The following is an 18005-nucleotide window of genomic DNA, read 5'->3' as shown; positions in this document are numbered from 1 at the left end:
CACCTGTCTAGCAGCGAACTATCCGCTTTTCACGTCCCGCCGCTAGCTGGGCTCCTAGGCTTCTTGCGTGCGCTTGTCGTGGCCGTTAATTGGACGGACGGAGGAGATGGGGGCCGTCGAGGCCGCCATCTCGTCATCGACTGTCTCCGGCATTCTGGTTTGCGGATCTGCAGGCGTCGGGAAGAGTCGGATCGCCCGTGAGGCGTTGTCGGCTGCGGCTTCGGAAGGCTACGAGACCCGCTGGACGGTAGGCACCGCTTCAGCGCGGGACATTCCGCTCGGGGCGTTTACTGCGTGGGCACCATCGGGCGTCACGGACACGATTCAATTGCTGCAAGGCGTCATCGAGTCGCTGACTTCCACGTCTGCATCCAAAGCGGTAGTCCTGGGCGTCGATGACGTCCATCTGCTCGACGACCTTTCGACGTTCGTCGTGCATCAGATTGTGCAGCGCGGGTCGGCGAAGGTGATACTCACTGCTCGGGACACTGCGCCGATTCCGGTGGCCATACGGGAGCTATGGAAAGCCGGCCAGTTCGACAGGCTCGACCTAAAGCAATTGTCGCTCGACGAAACTTCTGCGTTGCTGTCAGCAGCGTTGGGCGGTTCGGTGGATTCGGTTGCTGCCGAGCGGCTTTGGAGGCTAACCCGAGGAAACGTCCTTTATCTGCGCAACATCGTCGAGCAAGAAGTTGCCGACGGCAGAATCGCGCGCGAAGACGGGCTGTGGCGGTGGATTGGTGATCCGATTATGCCGCCCGGGCTGGTTGAGCTGATCGAGTCCCGTATCGGTGACTTGCCGGCGCCGGTCAGCGATGTGATCGATGTGCTGGCTGTCGCGGAACCGATCGACCTCGCGGCGTTGACCCGGATCACCGACAGGGCAGCAGTCGAGGAAGCCGAAATCCGCGACTTAATCACGGTTGAACCGGCAGGTGCAGGCATCGAAGTGCGGGTGGCGCATCCGCTTTACGGCCAGGTGCGCCGCAGACGAGTGGCGCACACCCGGCTACGACGGTTACGGGGATTGGTCGCCACCGAACTCGCCGCATCCGCTGAGCATGACGAGATCCGAGTCATCGTCCGCCGCGCGACGTTGAGTCTGGACTCCGACCTTGCACCCGATGCCGACCTGCTGGTCCGCGCAGCGCATGGTGCCGTATGGCTCGGGGACCTCTCGCTCGCGGATCGACTAGCGGAAGCGGCACAACGCGCCGGCGCGGGACCAGAACCGAACTTTGTTCGCGCACACGCGTTGTCATGGTCAGGAAGGGGCGAGGATGCCGAGGCGGTCTTCGCGGACATCGACACCAGTCGGTTGACCGATCACGAGCGTGCCAGGTTCGCGTTCCTGCGGTGCAGCAACATGCTGTGGGCGCTCGGTGATCCGGCGCGCGCGAAAGAACTGATAGACGATGCATCGCGTTACACCCCGCCGCGCGCACGTGGGTACATCGACGCGTTCCTTACCATCTACTGGTTCGCAATGGATCAGCCGCAGACTGCCATTCAGGCTTCGAAATCTCTTGCGTTGACGGATATTCCGGTCGTTGGCGCCGAAATCGCATGGGTGCTTGCACAGATATCCGCTGACGCGGGGACCACCACCGAAGCCCTGGCTGACGCCAAAGCGGGCCATGGTGTCGCGGCTCGCACTCTCGACGCTCCACACATGAGATTCAACATCGCCGACGCCGAGATAGGAGCGCTGCTGCTTTCTGGCCGAGTTGCCGATGCCCTCGAAGTTGCCGAACGAACGCAGCAGCAGGCGGCCAATCTTCCCGGCGCCGCCCAACTCCTCGGTGCTGCCATAGCCGGCCGGGCAGCGCTTGGCGCGGGGGATCTGCACAGCGCATGCTCGTTGCTCGAGCACGCAGCCGACGGACTGTCGGCAACCCATCCCGGCGGCTTTGGTTACCGCTATCGCATACCTCATGCGACAGCACTCGCCGTTCGCGGACTGACTGACGAGGCGGCCGCCGTACTGGCCGCGCTCGAGAACGTGCCGCGCCGATTCCGTTCACTGGACCACGAGATGAGCCTCGCCCGAGCGTGGGTGGCCGCGGGTCAAGGCGCGGTCAGCGAAGCCATCAATACACTGCTGTCGGCTGCCGAGAGAGCCAAGGAATCGGGTCGATTCGCGGCAGAAGTGCTGTGTCTGCAAACCGCCACCCAGTTCGGCGACCGCACCACGGCACCCCGGCTGCGGCAACTCGAATCGATCGTCGAAGGCCCACGTGCCGGCTTGGCGGCGCGCTTCGCTGAGGCCCTTCGTGAGGGTAGTCCCGCTGACTTATTCTCCGTGTCAATGGAATTCGAGCGGATGGGCGATCTCGTCGCCGCGGTGGATTCGGCCGCCCACGCCGCCCTCGCGTATCGGCGCCAAGACAAGCGAGGATCGGCACTGAAATGCTCCGCACGTGCAGACGAACTTGCAGCCAAATCCGGCGCGTGCACACCGGCACTTCGTCAGGCGAGCGAAAGTTTGCCGCTCACCGACCGAGAAGCCGAAGTCGTGATGCTCATCGGCGAGGGATTATCGAACCGCGCCGTCGCGGAGCGACTGACCCTTTCGATCCGAACCGTCGAGAGTCACATCTACCGGGCAATGATGAAGACCGGAACCACCAGCCGCGACGAACTCGCCGCCCTGATGCCGCGGGTGCGAACAGAGTGAAGTACGCCCGCGCGGGCGTTCGTTGTCGCGTTGACGATTTCAGTATCGGCCTACTGAGTCGACTCGACGACAACAGACGCATGCTGGTCCGATGGACAATGAACTCAGCGAGCGTGAGCGTGCGTTACGCCGGCTGCCGTTACCGTATGCGCTGGCATTGAGGTGCCGCGACGCAGGCGTCGCGAGAGACGAGATCTCCCAGTACGTCAAAGTCGAGCAAGCTGCCCTGGACGGCTTCTTCCGCATCGCCGAGGCCAAACTCCTTGCGGTGCAAAAGACACTAAGCGGTGGCGCCAACACCCGTCGCTGATTCGAAGCGGCCGCCCTGTCTGTTCGGCTCGCCGGAGTGGCACGGGCAGATCAACCGTCAGACCAGGTTTCCGGCGGTAACGGGGAGTCGTCGGTATACGGCAACCGAAGACGGAACGCCCAACACGGGACCGCTCTGTCACTGAAAATCGCATTTCGCGCGCCGCCCACATCCGGATTGGGCGGGCCGCGGCAGTCTGAGCTGGGCAAGTAGGTACTCGCAACGATGACTAGGTACCTCTGCGCCGAGATCGGTCGAGATTGCAGTGGTGCGGTACTGCGGGCGTCGAAACTGACGCGGCTGATGATTAATCGGTCACAACGTCAGAAGAGGGGGCCCAAAGTGTCCGATCTAGATACGGCAGCCGCCCATCAGCCGGCATTGACCGAAAAGCGCGAGCAGGTTGAGGCAGAGGTGACTCAGCCACTCGTTGTCATCACAGAGCAACAACTTGCATTCAGCACGGCGGCGGCTGTGCCATTGCCGATGACGAAGCCCAGGCGTGGGCTGATTGACGCCGTGCGCGCGCTGTTTGCGCGTTCGTCTCAGGTCGCACAGCCGACGGCGGAACATGTTCCACCCCGGTTCTATCCACCGCGGCGCGACGAGTTTCTCGAGGACGCTGCCATGGAACGTGAAATGCACAGACTATGACCGCGGTTGCCTCGGCACCGATTGACGTGCTGCGGCTCGAAGGCGTCACCAAGAAATACCGCACGGGCGACGAGGAGGTGCAGGTCCTTCCGACTTCGACTTCACTTTGAAGGCAGGCGAATTCGTCGTCGTGACCGGTCCGTCGGGGGCCGGCAATTCGACCCTTCTTCATATTGCGGGCGGCCTGGACGCGCCGGATTCCGGTCGCGTGGCCGTGGCCGGTCGAAACGTGTGGACAATGAGCACCGGCGCGCGCGCCGCATTGCGGCGGCGCAAACTCGGATTCGTTTTCCAATTCTTCAATCTGGTTCCGATGTTGACGGCGGTGGAGAACGTGTCGTTGCCGCTGGTGCTCGACGGGGTTGCGGCCCGAAAAGCAGACGCGCGCGCCGAGGAGCTACTGCAACGGGTGGGGCTCGGCGACCGCGTCCGGCACCGGCCGGCTGAACGTTCCGGGGGACAGATGCAGCGGGTTGCCGTGGCGCGCGCTGGTGGCCCAGCCGGCAATCGTCCTCGCCGACGAACCAACCGGAAACCTGGATAGCCACTTGTCGACCGAGGTCTTGGGACACTTGCGTTCGTTGTCAAACGAAGAGAACACGGCGGTCGTCATGGTGACCCACGACCGGGACGCGGCGAGTTACGGCACCCGCGAGCTGCATCTCGTCGACGGGCGTGCGGTCGATGCGGAAGCCGTCCCCCTACTGCGTGCCGATGTTCAGCGCTACGCGCTGTTGTTCGGTATCTCTGCGGCGGTACTCGCCGAAAGCACCAGCCTGGCCATCGGATCACAGAGCATGCAGCTGCTCGGCGCCAACCAGGTTGCAGCGCAGAAGGCCGACCGGCTGCCCGCGTCCCTGCTGATCGCCACTCAATCGGTACTCGATCAGCGCGACGGCCAGTCGCCGACGCTACCTTCCATTTGGTTGTCGGCGCGGCTGAGGGACGCAGCGTATCGTCCCGGTGGCGGTCGACGATCTCTTCAGGAACGTTGTCCCGCCTTGTCATTGGCGTTACGCCGGGGGATGGTAGAGCCGAGGGCTATACGAGCCGACCGGTGAGAACAACTGGATGTGGCGGGGCTTGGGCGAAGGCGAAGTTGGCCTGAGCGAGGTGGCCGCGAGCCGGCTAGGAGTGGCCACGGGCGACTCGGTCGAGCTGACTACCGTCGACGGACCGAAGCGATACCGGGTGGCCGGCACCTTTCGTCCGCGGATGATCAATGACACCGCAGTGGGGGATATCGTCCTGGTCTCCGAAGCGTTGGCGCGCAAGGATTGGCCAGCCGTCCGCGATCAGGGTGCGGTGGCCTATCCGTCGAGCGACGAAGCGACCGCTCAGAGTGCCGACTTCCTCAACATCGGCGCTGGATTATCGGTGTACGACGACAAAGAGTGGTACGCGGCGGCCACGAGTGGGATCAGCCGCACCAGAACCGATTTTGCGGGCGATGACTCGGCCTGAATCCAGGCCCACTCGCAACAGGAGATCCATGTCACCGCACTCGGCACGGAATTTGGCATTGGCCCGCAGCTCGGTACCGCATGGCCCGCACGCCACGCCACCGCCGTCATGCCGAGTCGCCCTCGAGCATCGCGTTGGCCGAATCGATGTGTCCTTCGTAGCTAAGCGATTCCGCCATCGTGCGATAGCGACTCGCCAAGTCTCGGTACGCGACTTTGTCGCCGTGCGCCCCTGCTAGCAGCGCGCGTAGCCGCAGCAGTGTGATCTCGAGCATCGCCGAACTTTGATCGGCATGTAAGGCCGCCACCCAGTCGATCATCACTTGGGCTTCGGCAAGGTCACGCTCGCCGCCGCGCTCGAGCAGCGTCTCGACGAAAAGTCCAGTGCCGCAAACGCCATACCCGACTCGTCCTGCTCGGTGCAGATCGGCTACGGATTTGCGCATCACCGATATGGCAGCGTCACGGTCGCCGCACCTGGCTTTCTCGCGGGACATCACCAGGTCGGTAACGGGGACCAGGGAGGGTGCTTGTTCGCGCTGCCACTCGCGGGCGCGCGCCATCAGCTCCAGCCCGCGGTCCCGGTCGGCGGCGGCCTCCTGATACAGCAGCAAGCCGCCCAACCCGTACTCGGCATAGAACACTGCGTGGTCGTTGCACGCGCTTAGGGCAGTCTGTACCGTCGCCTCGATCTCATGAAGCATGGCGTCATCGGGCCGAAGCACCCCGTAGAGGACCCCACCGTAGGACCAGGTCAGGACAAGCGCGAGGGTTGCCGGGTCGCTGTTTCGGGCCATCGAGACGGCGTCGTGGAGGTCCTGTTGCCATCCGCGACGACCCAGCCACCACTTAGCAATGCCGCGAAATGTCAACGCGACCGCCAGCGGTGATCCGATGCCGAAGCCGGCGCCGGTGGCGCGGTCACCGGCGGCCAGGTCGACGACGGCCTGCGACCACCGCAAGAGCTCATCGAATTCACCGGCCTCGAACTTCATGGCGAACGCAACGAATGCCAATCCGATGGTCAAGGTCGGTTCGCCGATCGATTCGAGAAGGGCGATCTGTTCTGATGCCAGTCGCGACCCCTCACGCGTGCGCTGAGCGAAGAGGAGCTCGGTGACGAGCCCGCCCATGCCGATGGCCAGCGAAACCTTGTCCCCGGCCGCGCCGCATAACTCCCGCAGCTCGTCGAAGCGGCCTTGGCTTTGTTGAATCGCTTGGTGGCCTTGCCAGTCGGTGGCGCACAGCATGGTGCGGGGGGCGATGCGCATTGACAATTGGCCAGGGTCGTCGTTGGGCAGCGCGTCGGCGATGCGGCGTGCTCGCTCCCAGCTGAGTCTGGCGGCGCGGACATCGCGGTTGGTTGACCAGGCACCGGCGCGCATGTGCCAGTCGTAGGCCGTGTGCAGCTCGCTGGCAGCCTCGAGATGTTCCGCGATTAGCGCCGCGTTCTCGTCCACCGACCCCGGGTCGCACTGTTGCATCGCGGCGGCCAGGCGCCGGTGCAGCTCGGCGCGATCGGATTTCAGCTGCGATTCGTAGGCCACCGCGCGAATCAGGGGGTGTCTGAAGGTGTATTCGGCATTCGGAGTGAACCGCACCTGATCAATCAGCTCGGTGGTGAGCAATTCCTCGACCGCATCATTTCCCAACGCGCTGAGCAGTTCCGCGTCGAAGCGGGCTCCGATCACCGACGCCGCGTGCAGCGTCCGCTTGGCTGGGGCGCTCAGCCGGTCGATGCGCGCCTCGATGGCGGCCTGTACCGTGGCAGGCACGCTGAGCTCAGTGACATCCACCCGACAGACATACTTACCGTGAGTGCCGGCCAGCGCCCCGCGTTGCACCAGCTCGCGCACGATCTCCTCGGCAAAAAACGGGTTCCCGGCCGCCCGCTCGGCGATGACCGACGCCAGTTCAGCGACCGAGTGATCGGCCCCCAGCAGCTCCCCAAGCAGTACGGCGGTGTCCGAATCATCCAGGGGGGCAAGAGCTATCGTCTGGGCGCCGTGCGTCCTTGTGAGTGTCCCCTCATATTCGGGTCGATACGTGATTAGCACCATCGACGGAGTGCGCGGAATCACCGACAGCAACGCGGCCAGCACCGACTCGCTGATCGCATCGATCCAGTGGGCATCCTCGATGATGTAGAGCGCCGGTTGGGTGCGCGCCAGCACCGCGGCGTTGATCAGTGCAGTCAACCGGCGGCGCCGCGCGTCAGCGTCGATCTGGGGCAGAGGCACATTAGGCTCGGCGATACCGAGCAGATCATTCAACAGCAGCAGATCGTCTGGGTCTGCATCGATAACTTGTTGCCGGGCGCGAGCGCGGGCGGCTTCGCCGTCAACGCCAAGCACGCCGGTAGCCGCGCGCAGCAGGCGCGCCGCTGCATAGAACGGGATGTCGCGGGCATGTGATTCGCAGAAGGCCCAATAGACCTCGACCCCACGATCGGCTGCGGCAGCGGCGACCTCCCGCGCGATCCGACTCTTGCCGATGCCCGGAGGTCCCACCACATTCACGACACCACCGCGCCCACCGGTCGCGCGGTCGACGAAGGTATCGAGCGCCGCCATTTCCCAGCGCCGACCGACCAGGCTGGCCTCGGCGCGTCCGACCGGGCCAGTGCGCGGGGCGATTGCCAATAGCCGACGCGCGCGCACGGGTTCGTCGGCTCCCTTGATGTGCACCGACTCTGGTTCGGCCAGCTGCACGGTGTGCTCGACCAGCTGCGCGGTGGACTCCGACACCATCACCCCCCCTGGCGGTGCCACCGATTCCATCCGCTGGGCAAATCCGACTGTCTCGCCGATCGCGGCGAATCTCGGTGAGCCCGAACCGACCTCACCGACGATCACCCGACCCGAATTCAGGCCCACGCGTAACCGAAGAGACAAACCGTCGCTTTGCTGCACCTCGGCAGCTAGCCGGGCGGTCTCATCCTGGATCGCCAGGGCGGCAAGACAAGCCCGAAAAGCGTGGTCCTCCAGTGCTGTTGGGGCGCCGAAGAGCGCCATTACACCGTCGCCGGTGTATTCCACGGTCCCGCCGTATCGACGCGCCACCGCCGCCGAGTGCTCCACGACCTCGGTCATGATTTCGCGCAACCGCTCGATATCCACCGTCGCCGCAATGTCCATCGAGCGCACCACGTCGGCGAACAACACCGTCACCTGTTTGTACTTCGCCGTCTCGCCCGAAACCTTAGTCGGGGCACCGCACTCGTCGCAGAATTTTGCGTTCTCTCGCAGTCGGGTGCCGCACGATGCGCACGCTACAGCCGCGGCCGTCATCCCGACCCGCCCTCGGCCATCGACTCAGCCCAGGCGATGTGTCCTTCGTAGCCAAGCGATTCCGCCATCGCGCGATAGCTGATCAGCAATTCTCGGTGGTCGGCATCGTCGCCGCGGGCCCGGGCCATCAGCGTGCGCAACCGTAGCAGCGTAATGTCGCGCATCGCCGATCCCGTATCGGTAGGTAGCCCGGCGAGTCGGTCGATCGCATTCTGGGCTTCACCTACGTCGCCGTCGGCGTCACGCTGCAGCAGCGACTCCACCAAAATGCTGCCGGCCAACACGCAATACCCGAACCGTCCGGCCTCGTGCAGTTCGTCGGCGGCTTTGCGCGCCATGGCGATAGCACCGTCGCGGTCACCGCGCCTGGCCCTCTCGGGCGCGACCACCAACTCGGCGACCGGAGCTAGCGAGGGGGCACGTTCGTGCTGCCACTCGCGTATCTGAATCATCAGTTCCGACCCGCGATCACGGTCGGCCACGGTGTCCCGACAGAGCAGAGCGTTACCCAGCGCCATCTTGACTAGGCCAAGTGCCGTATCGTTGCCGAATCCTTGGGCGATCTGCACCGCCTCCTCGATTGCGTGCACGACGTAGTCGTCGGGCCGTCGCACTCCGTTGGGTATTTCGAGACCGAAGGTCCAAGAGACAACGAAGGCGAGCGTTGCAGGATCACTGCGTCGCGCTAACGCGACGGCGTCGTCGAAGTCCTGCCGCCACCCGGAACGACCCAGCCAACACCGGGCAACGCCGCGAAATGCCACCGCGGCCGCCAGCGGGGATCCCAGACCGAAGCCCGCGCCCTTGGCGGGGTCGCCCCCGGCCAGGTCAATGATGGTCTGCGACCACCGCAAGATTTCTCCGAAATCACCGACACTGCACCAGTTGAGAAACGCCGGGATCGCCAACCCCATGGTCAACGTCGGATCGCCGATCGACTCGAGCAACGTCATTTGTTCCGATGCCAGCTGCGCCCCCTCACGCGAACGCCCGGCGTAGAGGAGCTCGGCGACCCGGCCGGTCATGCCGATGGCGAGCGAGACCTTATCTCCGGCCGCGCTGCACAACTCCCGCAGCTCCGCGAAGCGGCCCCAACCTTCCTGAATTGCTTGCCAGTCCGTGGCGCACAGCATGATTCGCGGGGCTATGCGCATTGACAGCTTGTCGGAATCGTCGTCGGGTAATTGGTCCGCGATCCGTTGTGCGCGTTTCCAGCTGACCCGAGCGGCGCCGACATCGCGATTGATTGCCCACGCGGCGGCGCGCATGTGCCAGCCATAGGCCGCGTGCAATTCGCCGGCGGCCTCGAGATGTTCGGCTACTAGGGCAGCATTCTCCTCAACGGCCTCTGATTCAGACTGTTCGATTGCGTCGGCGAGGTGCCGGTGCCATTGCGCGCGATCGGATTTCAACTGGGTTTCGTAGGCCACTGCACGGATCAGCGGGTGGCAAAACGCGTACTCGGCGTGCGGGGCGAACCGCACCTGTTCGACCAGTTCGCCGCTGAGCAGTTCGTCGACCACTGCATCGATGCCCACCGCGGCGAGCAGATCGGTTCCGAAGCGGGCCCCAATCACCGACGCCGCGTTCAACGTCTGCTTGCCGCGGTCACTGAGTCGGTCGATGCGCGCCGCGATGGCCGCTTCTACCGTCGCAGGCACGGCGATGTCGGCGGCGTTCCCGTGACACGCATAAATGCCGCGGCTGCCCGTCAGCACGCCGCGCTGGGCCAACTCGCGCACCATCTCCTCGGCGAAAAAGGGGTTCCCGGCGGCGCGTTCTGCGATGATCGCGCCTAGCGCTCCGACCGACGGATCCGGACCCAGTAGCTCAGCCAGTAATGCCGCCGCGTCCGAATCTCCCAGGGGAGCAAGCACTATCGACTGGGCGCCGCGCACCCGCGTCAGCATTCCCTCGTAGTCGGGGCGAGACGTGATCAACACCATCGATGGAGCGCGCGGGATCACAGCGAGGAAGTCAGCCAGCATCGACTCGCTGACCGCGTCTATCCAGTGCGCGTCTTCGATGATGAACAGCGTCGGTTCGGTGCGCGCCAGCCACGCGGCGTTGATCAGCGCGGTCAACCGGCGGCGCCGTGCATCCGGGTTGATCTCGGGCAGCGCCACATTCGGCTCGGCGATGCCCAATAGATCGTCAAGCAGCAGCAGATCCAGCGGATCGGCATCAACGGGCATGCGAGCTCGCACCCGTTTACGGGCAGTTTCGTTGTCGAGATCAGCAACCCCGCTGCCCGAGCGGAGCAGCCGCGTCGCGACATGGAACGGGACGTCACGGGCATGCGACTCGCAGAAAGTCCAGAACACGTCGACGCCGCGACCTGCTGCGGCCGCCGCGGCCTCGCGGGCCACCCGGCTCTTGCCAATGCCCGCCGGCCCAACCACATTCACCACGCCGCCGCGACCAGCGACCGTACGGTCGATGATGGCGTCCAATGCGGCCATTTCCCAGCGCCTACCGATCAGGTTCGCCTCGGCACGACCTATCACGCAATCACGTTGGCCAATCGCGAGCAGTCGGCGCGTGAGCACCGGTTCGTCGGTGCCCTTGATGTGCAGCCACTCCGGTTCGGCCAGCATCGCGCTGTGTTCGACCAGCCGCGCGGTCGACTCCGAAAGCATCACCGCGCCGGGGGGCGCCGCGGCTTCCATCCGCTGGGCCATCCCGACGTGCTGGCCGGTCGCGCGGTAGCCCAGCGCCCCTGAACCGATCTCACCGACGATCACCCGGCCCGAATCGAGGCCCACCCGAAGCTGAAGAGACACGTCATCGCGCCGCGCTACCTCAGCCGCTAGCCGGGCGACCTCTTGCTGGATGGCCAGTGCGGCGAGGCAGGCACGAAAAGCGTGGTCCTCCAGGGCAATTGGGGCGCCGAACAGTGCCATTATGCCGTCGCCGTTGTATTCCACGGTCCCGCCGTAACGCCTGGCCATCGCCGCCGAGCGCTCGACGACCTCTGTCATGATGTCGCGCAACCGTTCCATATCGAGATCGGCCGCGATGTCCATCGACCGCACCACATCGGCGAACAGCACCGTCACCTGCTTGTATTCCGCGGCGTCACCCGAAACCGATGTGGGAGCACCGCAGTCGTCGCAGAACTTGGCGCTTTCCCGCAAGGCAGTGCCACATGAGCCGCATGCTACGTCTACCGCTGTCATCCGACGCCACCCTCGATCATGGCCGCGGCCCGGGCGATATGTCCTTCGAAGCCAAGCGATTCCGCCATGGCGCGATAGCGACGCACAAAGTCCCAGTAGGCAACGTCGTTGCCGCGGGCCCGGGCGAGCAGTCCACGCAGCCGCATTAGCGTGATCTCGATCATCGCCGAACCGTCGTGTCCCGGCAGGTTCGCCAACCTGTCAATCGCCGCTTCGGCTTCGGCCAGGTCGCCCTCGGTGTCACGCTCCAGCAGCGTCTCCACCCAAACGCCGATGCCCCAAACGGCATAGGCGAGCTGCCCTCCCTTGTGCAGTTCGTCGACGGATTGGCGCATCACCAGAATGGCAGCATCGCGGTCGCCGTGCCCGGCCATCTCCCGTGCGACCCACAAGTCGGCGAGTGGCACCAGGAAGGGGCCACGCTCGCGAACTAACTCGCGGAATTGCACGATCAGCTCCAACCCACGGTGACGGTCGGCCGCGTCGTCCTGGCTCAGCAGCGCAATACCGAGCGTGAACTTGGCCAAGCTTAGTGCTACCCAGTTGCTGGATCGCGCCATCTGCACCGCCTCCTCGCTCCCGCACGCCAGGGAGTCATCGGCCCGAAGCACCCCGTACTGCATCGCGAAACCGTAGGCCCAGGTGACGACAGGGGCGAAGGTTGCCGGGTCGCTGTTTCGGGCCATCGCGACGGCGTCGTGAAGGTCTTGGCGCCATCCGGGACGGCCCAGCCACGCCCTCGCGATGCCGCGCCACGCCAACGCGACGGCCAGCGGTGATCCCATACCGAAGCCGGCGCCCTTGGCGGGATCGCCCACGGCCAGGTCGATGACGGTCTGTGACCAGCGCAAGATCTCGCCGAATTCACCGACATCGAACCAGTTGCAGAACGCTACGAACGCCAACCCCATGGTCAGGGTGGGATCGCCGATCGACTCGAGCAGCGCCATCTGTTCGGATGCGAGCCGCGACCCCTCACGCGCGCGCCCAGCGTAAAGGAGCTCGCTGGCCAGCCCAGACATGGCGACGGCCAGCGAGACCTTGTCCCCGGCCGCGCTGCACAACTCCCGCAGCTCCTCGAAGCGACCCCGGCTTTCTTCGACTGCTGGGCCAAACGCGACGGTGGCGCACAGCATGGTGCGGGGGGCAATGCGCATCGGCAATTGAGCGGGGTCGTCGACGGGTAGCGCGTCGGCGACCTTCTGAGCTCGCTCCCAACTGAGCCGGGCCGCGTCGATGTCGCGGTTCGTCGCCCAGGTCGCGGCGCGCATGCGCCAGCTATAGGCCTCGCGCAGTTCGCCCGCTGCTTCGAGGTGTTCGGCGATCAGCGCCGCGTTGTCCTCCACCAACCCGGGCGCACGCTCTTGGATTGCGGCGGCTAGGCGCCGGTGCCACTGGGCGCGATCGGATTTCAGCTGCGATTCGTAGGCCACCGCGTGGATCAGCGGGTGGCGGAAGGCGTACTCCGCGCTTGGGGTGAAGCGCACCTGATCGATCAGCTCCGCGCCCATCAGCTCGCCGAGCACCGCATCGATGCCCAGTGCGGCGAGCAGCTCCGCTTCGAAGCGCGCTCCGATTACCGCCGCCGCGGTCAGCGTCTGCTTGGCTGGGGCCGCGAGGCGGTCGATGCGCGCCTCGATGGCGGCCTGCACGGTCGCCGGCACCGCGATGTCGGCGGCGTCCACGCCACAGACATACCCGCCGCGCTCGCCGGCCAGCGCGCCGCGCTGGGCTAGCTCGCGCACCATCTCCTCGGCGAAGAACGGGTTCCCGGCGGCCCGGTCGGCGACGGTCGCCGCCAACGTGCCGACCGAGGGATCCGAACCCACCAGCTCACCGATCAGCGCCCCGGTGTCCGAATCAGTCAGGGGGGCAAGCGCTATCGCGTGCGCGCCGCGCACCCGCGTCAGGGCTCCGTCGTATTCGGGGCGGTAGGTGATCAGCACCATGGCTGGAGTACGCGGGATGACGGTTAGCAAGTCGGCGATCAGCGACTCGCTGACCGCATCGATCCAATGCGCATCCTCGATGATGAACAAGGCCGGTGCGGTGCGCGCTAGTGCCGTCGTGTTGATCAGGGCGGTCAACCGGCGCCGCCGTGCGTCCGGATCGATCTGGGGCAGCGGCATATTGGGGTCGGCGATGCCCAGCAGGTCATCGAGCAGCAGCAAATCCTGCGGATCGGTGTCGGGCGGCATACCCGCCCGCAACTGTGTGCGAGCGGCTTCGCCGTCGAGGTCGGCCACCCCGATGCCGGTGCGCAGTAACCGCGTCACCGCGTAGAACGGGATGTCGGTGGCGTGGGATTCGCAGAAGGCCCAATACACCTCGACCCCGCGGCGGGCGGCAACTGCCGCGACCTCTCGTGCTATGCGGCTCTTGCCGATGCCCGGCGGTCCCTCCACGTTCACCACATCACCGCGGCCGCCAATCGCGCGGTCCACGATGGCGTCCAAAGCCGCCATCTCCCAGCGGCGACCAACCAGACTGGCCTCAGCCCGCCCGGGCAGACCATCGCGGGGGTTGATAGCCACCAACTGGTGTGCGCGCACCGGCTCGTCGGTCCCCTTGATGTGCACCCATTCCGGTTCCGCCAGCCTCACACTGTGCCTGACCAGTCCAGCGGTTGAATCCGAGAGCATCACGCCGCCCGCAGGTGCCGCGGATTCCATTCGTTGGGCAAATCCGACCGGCTCGCCGGTCGCGGCGTATCCCAGCGTCCCCGAACCGATCTCTCCGGCGATCACCTGACCCGAGTCGAGGCCGACCCGCAGCCGGAGATCGACGCCATCGCGGTACCGGACCTCGGCAGCTAGCCGGTTCGCCTCCTCCTGGATGTCGATGGCAGCCAGGCAGGCGCGAAAAGCATGGTCCTCCAGAGCAACTGGGGCGCCGAACAGTGCCATTATGCCGTCGCCGTTGTATTCCACGGTCCCGCCGTAACGCCTGGCCATAGCTGCCGAGCGCTCGACGACCTCTGTCATGATGTCGCGCAACCGCTCCATATCGAGGTTGGCCGCGATGTCCATCGACCGCACCACGTCGGCGAACAGCACGGTCACTTGCTTGTACTTTGGCGTGTCGGCCAACGCAATAGCTGGGGTACCGCACTCGTCGCAGAATTTGGCACTTTCCCGCAGCGTTGTGCCGCATGAGGCGCAACATAGGTCCAGCGCCGTCATCGGGCCCCACCCTTGATCATGGCCTCGGCCCAGGCGATGTGTCCTTCGTAGCCAAGCGCTTTCGCCATGTCGCAATAGCGGATCCCCAAGTCCTGGAAGGCAACAGCGACGCCGGCGGCCCGGGCTAGCAGCGCCCGCAGCCGCAGCAGTGTGATCTCGCGAATCGCTGAAGCTTCATCTGCGTGCTGGTCCTCCAGCAAGTCGATTGCCCGTTCAGCTTCGGCGATGTCGCTCTCGGTGCCGCGCTCAAGCAGCGTCTCCACCAGAACGCCGGTGCCGAAAACGCCGTACCCGAACCGTCCCGCCTGGTGCAGCTCGTCCACCGCTTGGCGCATCACCGCGAGGGCAGCATCGCGATCACCGCCCCTGGCCCGCTCCCGGCCGGCCCACAAGTCGACGATCGGGACTGTCTGAAGACCAATGTGTTTGCGCACCCAGAAATCGCGGGCCTGCACTATCAGCTCCAGCCCGCGATGACGGTCGGTCGCGGCGTCCCGACTCAGCAACCCGGTACCCAACCCGTACTCGACCACGCTCAATACGACATCGTCTCTGGCCCCTTGGGCGGCCTGCACCGCCTCCTCTAGGGTGCACACCGCGGAGTCATCGGCCCGTAGCGCCCCGTACTGGATCGCGACACCGTAGGTCCAGGCGACGACGGCGGCGAAGGTTGTGGGGGTGCTGTTTCGGGCCATCGCGACGGCGTCGTGGAAGTCTTGGCGCCATTCGGGTCGGCCCAGCCAATACCGAGCAACGCCGCGCCATGCCAGCGCAAACGCCAGCGGCGATCCCACGCCGCCGCCGGCGCCCTTCGCGGGGTCACCGGCGGCCAGGTCGATGATGGTCTGCGATCGCCGCAGGATCTCGCCGAATTCACCGACCTCGAACCAGTTGCCGAACGCTATGAACGCCAATGCCATGGTCGGGGTGGGATCGCCGATCGACTCCAGCAACGCCATCTGTTCGGATGCCACCCGCGACCCCTCACGCGGTCGCCCGGAGTAGAGGAGCTCGGTGGCCAGGCCGGTCATCCCGATGGCCAGCGAGACCTTGTCCCCGGCCGCATCGCACAACTCCCGCAGCTCGGCGAACCGGCCCCGGCTGTCCTGGACTGCTCGGTCTTGCCAGTCGGTGGCACACAGCATGGTGCGGGGGGCGATGCGCATCGACAACTGATCGGGGTCGTCGGCAGGCAGCGCGTCGGCGATCCGGCGTGCCCGCTCCCAGCTGACCCGGGCAGCATCGCGATCGCGGTTGGTGGACCACGAGCCGGCGCGCATGTGCCAGCCGTACGCGGCAGTCAGGTCACCGGCGGCCTCCACGTGTTCGGCGATCAGCGCAGCGTTCTCCTCCACCGCCCCCGGGGCACGGCCTTGGATCGCGTCGGCCAGGCGCCGGTGCCATTGGGCGCGATCGGATTTCAGCTGTGATTCGTAGGCCACCGCGCGGATCAGCGGGTGGCGGAAGGCGTACTCCGGGGTCGGGGTGAACCGCACCTGGTCGATCAGCTCTGCGTCAAGCAACTCATCAATCACCGCATCGATCCCCAATGCGGCCAGCAGTCCGGCCTCGAAGCGGGCGCCGATCACCGACGCCGCGTTCAACGTTCTTTTGGCCCGGGCGCTGAGCCGATCGATGCGTGCTTCGATGGCAGCCTGCACCGTGGCCGGCACGCTCACCTCGGCGGCATCCACTCCGCAGACGTAGCGACCGCGTTGGCCAGCCAGCACGTCCCGTTGCGCCAACTCCCGTACCATCTCTTCTGCAAAAAATGGGTTCCCTGCGGCCCGCTCGGCGATGACCGCCGACAGCTCGGCGACCGACCGATCCGCACCCAGCAACTCACCCAGCAACGCGGCAACCTCCGAATCACCAAGTGGGGCAAGGGCTATCGTCTGGACGCCATGCACCCGCGTCAACGCTCCCTCATACTCGGGGCGAGTGGTGACCAGCACCATCGATCGGGTGTTGGGAATGATGGTGAGAAGTTCGGCCAGCATCGACTCGCTGACTGCGTCGATCCAGTGTGCATCCTCGATGACGAACAGCGCGGGTTGGCTGCGGGCCAGCACCATGGTGTTGATCAGTGCGGTCAACCGGCGACGCCGCGCGTCGGGATCGATCTGGGGCAGCGTCACATCGGGATCAGCAATGCCAAGCAGATCGTCGAGCAGCAACAGATCCTGTGGGTCGGCATCGGCTGGCGCGTCGACCCGCACCCGCGCGCGGGCGGCTTGGCCGGCAAGGTCGGCGACGCCCGCGACGGCGCGCAGCAGCCGCGTCACGGCGTAGAACGAGATGTTGCTTGCGTGGGATTCGCAGAAGGCCCAGAACACCTCGGCTCCGTGGCTGGCGGCCAGCGCCGCGGTTTCGCGGGCAACTCGGGACTTGCCGATGCCCGGCGGTCCTACCACGTTCACGACAGCGCCCTGGCCAGCGATCGCGCGGTCCAGGATGGCGTCGACGGCCGCGAGCTCCCAGTCTCGCCCGATCAGGGTTGTCTCGGGCTGCCCCATCAGGCCATCGCGCGGGTCGATCGCCAGCAGTCTGCGCACCCGGATTGGTTCGTCGCTCCCCTTGATGTGCACGAACTCGGGTTCAGCCATCATCACGATGTGCTCGACCAGTTGTGCCGTGGACTCTGAGAGCATCACGCCGCCGGGCGGCGCGACCGATTCGATGCGCTGCGCCATCCCGACCTGCTCGCCCGTCGCGGCATAACCCAATGACCCCGAACCGATCTCGCCGGCGATCACCCGGCCCGAATTGAGGCCTACTCGCAGCTGTAGCGCGACGCCGTCGTGGCGGGCCACGTCGGCGGCTAAGCGGCCCGCTTCCTCTTGGATGGCCATGGCGGCTAGGCATGCGCGAAATGCGTGATCTTCCAACGCTATCGGAGCGCCGAAGATCGCCATCACACCGTCGCCGTGGTACTCCACGGTCCCGCCGTAGTGGCGCAGCACCGCCGCGGAGCGCTCAACCAAGTCGGTCATGATTTCGCGCAGCCGCTCGATGTCCAGCGCGGCGGCGATATCCATCGAGCGCACCACATCGGCGAACAACAAGGTCACCTGTTTGTACTCCGCCGCCTCGACCGCGGCTGTCAGCTGCGACCCGCAGGTGCTGCAGTATCGGGCGCCCTGTTGTGGCGCAGCCCCACACGACCGGCAAACGTCCGTCGCCGGCAGCATCGCGTCCCCCGCCGATTCGTCGGCCCATACTGACTGGCTGATTCGGCAAGCGTATGGCT

General features: G+C 65.7%; 9 protein-coding genes. 5 read left to right on the top strand and 4 right to left on the bottom strand.

Features of this window, described 5'->3' with window-relative positions:
• Positions 1-106 precede the first annotated feature (106 nt).
• The 5 genes from MYCSM_RS26645 (at position 107) to MYCSM_RS26625 (ending at position 5105) form a co-directional block, all read left to right on the top strand.
• On the top strand, positions 107-2677 hold the full coding sequence (locus tag MYCSM_RS26645; protein ID WP_015309282.1) for a helix-turn-helix transcriptional regulator: 2571 nt from the start codon (positions 107-109) through the stop codon (positions 2675-2677).
• A 91-nt stretch (positions 2678-2768) separates the two neighbouring features.
• Complete coding sequence (locus MYCSM_RS26640; protein WP_015309281.1) at positions 2769-2987, top strand: hypothetical protein; 219 nt, start codon at positions 2769-2771, stop codon at positions 2985-2987.
• A gap of 784 nt (positions 2988-3771) precedes the next feature.
• Positions 3772-4185, top strand: a complete 414-nt coding sequence (locus tag MYCSM_RS38925) for an ABC transporter ATP-binding protein (protein WP_335337518.1) — start codon at positions 3772-3774, stop codon at positions 4183-4185.
• Positions 4186-4222: 37 nt separating this feature from the next.
• Positions 4223-4702 carry a hypothetical protein gene (locus tag MYCSM_RS38920; protein ID WP_335337499.1) on the top strand — a complete coding sequence of 160 codons (480 nt, stop codon included), beginning with the start codon at positions 4223-4225 and terminating at the stop codon, positions 4700-4702.
• Positions 4703-4712: 10 nt separating this feature from the next.
• Positions 4713-5105, top strand: coding sequence for a hypothetical protein (locus tag MYCSM_RS26625; RefSeq protein WP_015309279.1), 393 nt, complete (start codon positions 4713-4715; stop codon positions 5103-5105).
• Positions 5106-5211: 106 nt separating this feature from the next.
• Here MYCSM_RS26625 and MYCSM_RS26620 read toward each other — a convergent pair whose 3' ends face one another.
• Genes MYCSM_RS26620 through MYCSM_RS26605 form a run of 4 tightly spaced genes read right to left on the bottom strand, consistent with a single transcriptional unit; the run spans position 5212 to position 17946 of the window.
• Positions 5212-8394 carry an AAA family ATPase gene (locus tag MYCSM_RS26620; RefSeq protein ID WP_015309278.1) on the bottom strand — a complete coding sequence of 1061 codons (3183 nt, stop codon included), beginning with the start codon at positions 8392-8394 and terminating at the stop codon, positions 5212-5214.
• Positions 8391-11573 (bottom strand): AAA family ATPase, encoded by a 3183-nt coding sequence (locus MYCSM_RS26615; protein WP_015309277.1) that lies wholly within the window; start codon positions 11571-11573, stop codon positions 8391-8393. The genes MYCSM_RS26620 and MYCSM_RS26615 overlap by 4 nt, the downstream gene beginning before the upstream one ends.
• Positions 11570-14755 carry an AAA family ATPase gene (locus tag MYCSM_RS26610; protein WP_015309276.1) on the bottom strand — a complete coding sequence of 1062 codons (3186 nt, stop codon included), beginning with the start codon at positions 14753-14755 and terminating at the stop codon, positions 11570-11572. Before MYCSM_RS26610 ends, MYCSM_RS26615 begins: the two co-directional genes overlap by 4 nt.
• On the bottom strand, positions 14752-17946 hold the full coding sequence (locus MYCSM_RS26605; protein ID WP_015309275.1) for an ATP-binding protein: 3195 nt from the start codon (positions 17944-17946) through the stop codon (positions 14752-14754). The genes MYCSM_RS26610 and MYCSM_RS26605 overlap by 4 nt, the downstream gene beginning before the upstream one ends.
• Between the last annotated feature and the right edge of the window lie 59 nt (positions 17947-18005).

The organism is Mycobacterium sp. JS623 (assembly GCF_000328565.1).
Classification (GTDB): Bacteria; Actinomycetota; Actinomycetes; order Mycobacteriales; family Mycobacteriaceae; genus Mycobacterium.
Note: the sequence above shows the minus strand (reverse complement) of the source record. Positions and strands in the feature narration are given on the sequence as shown.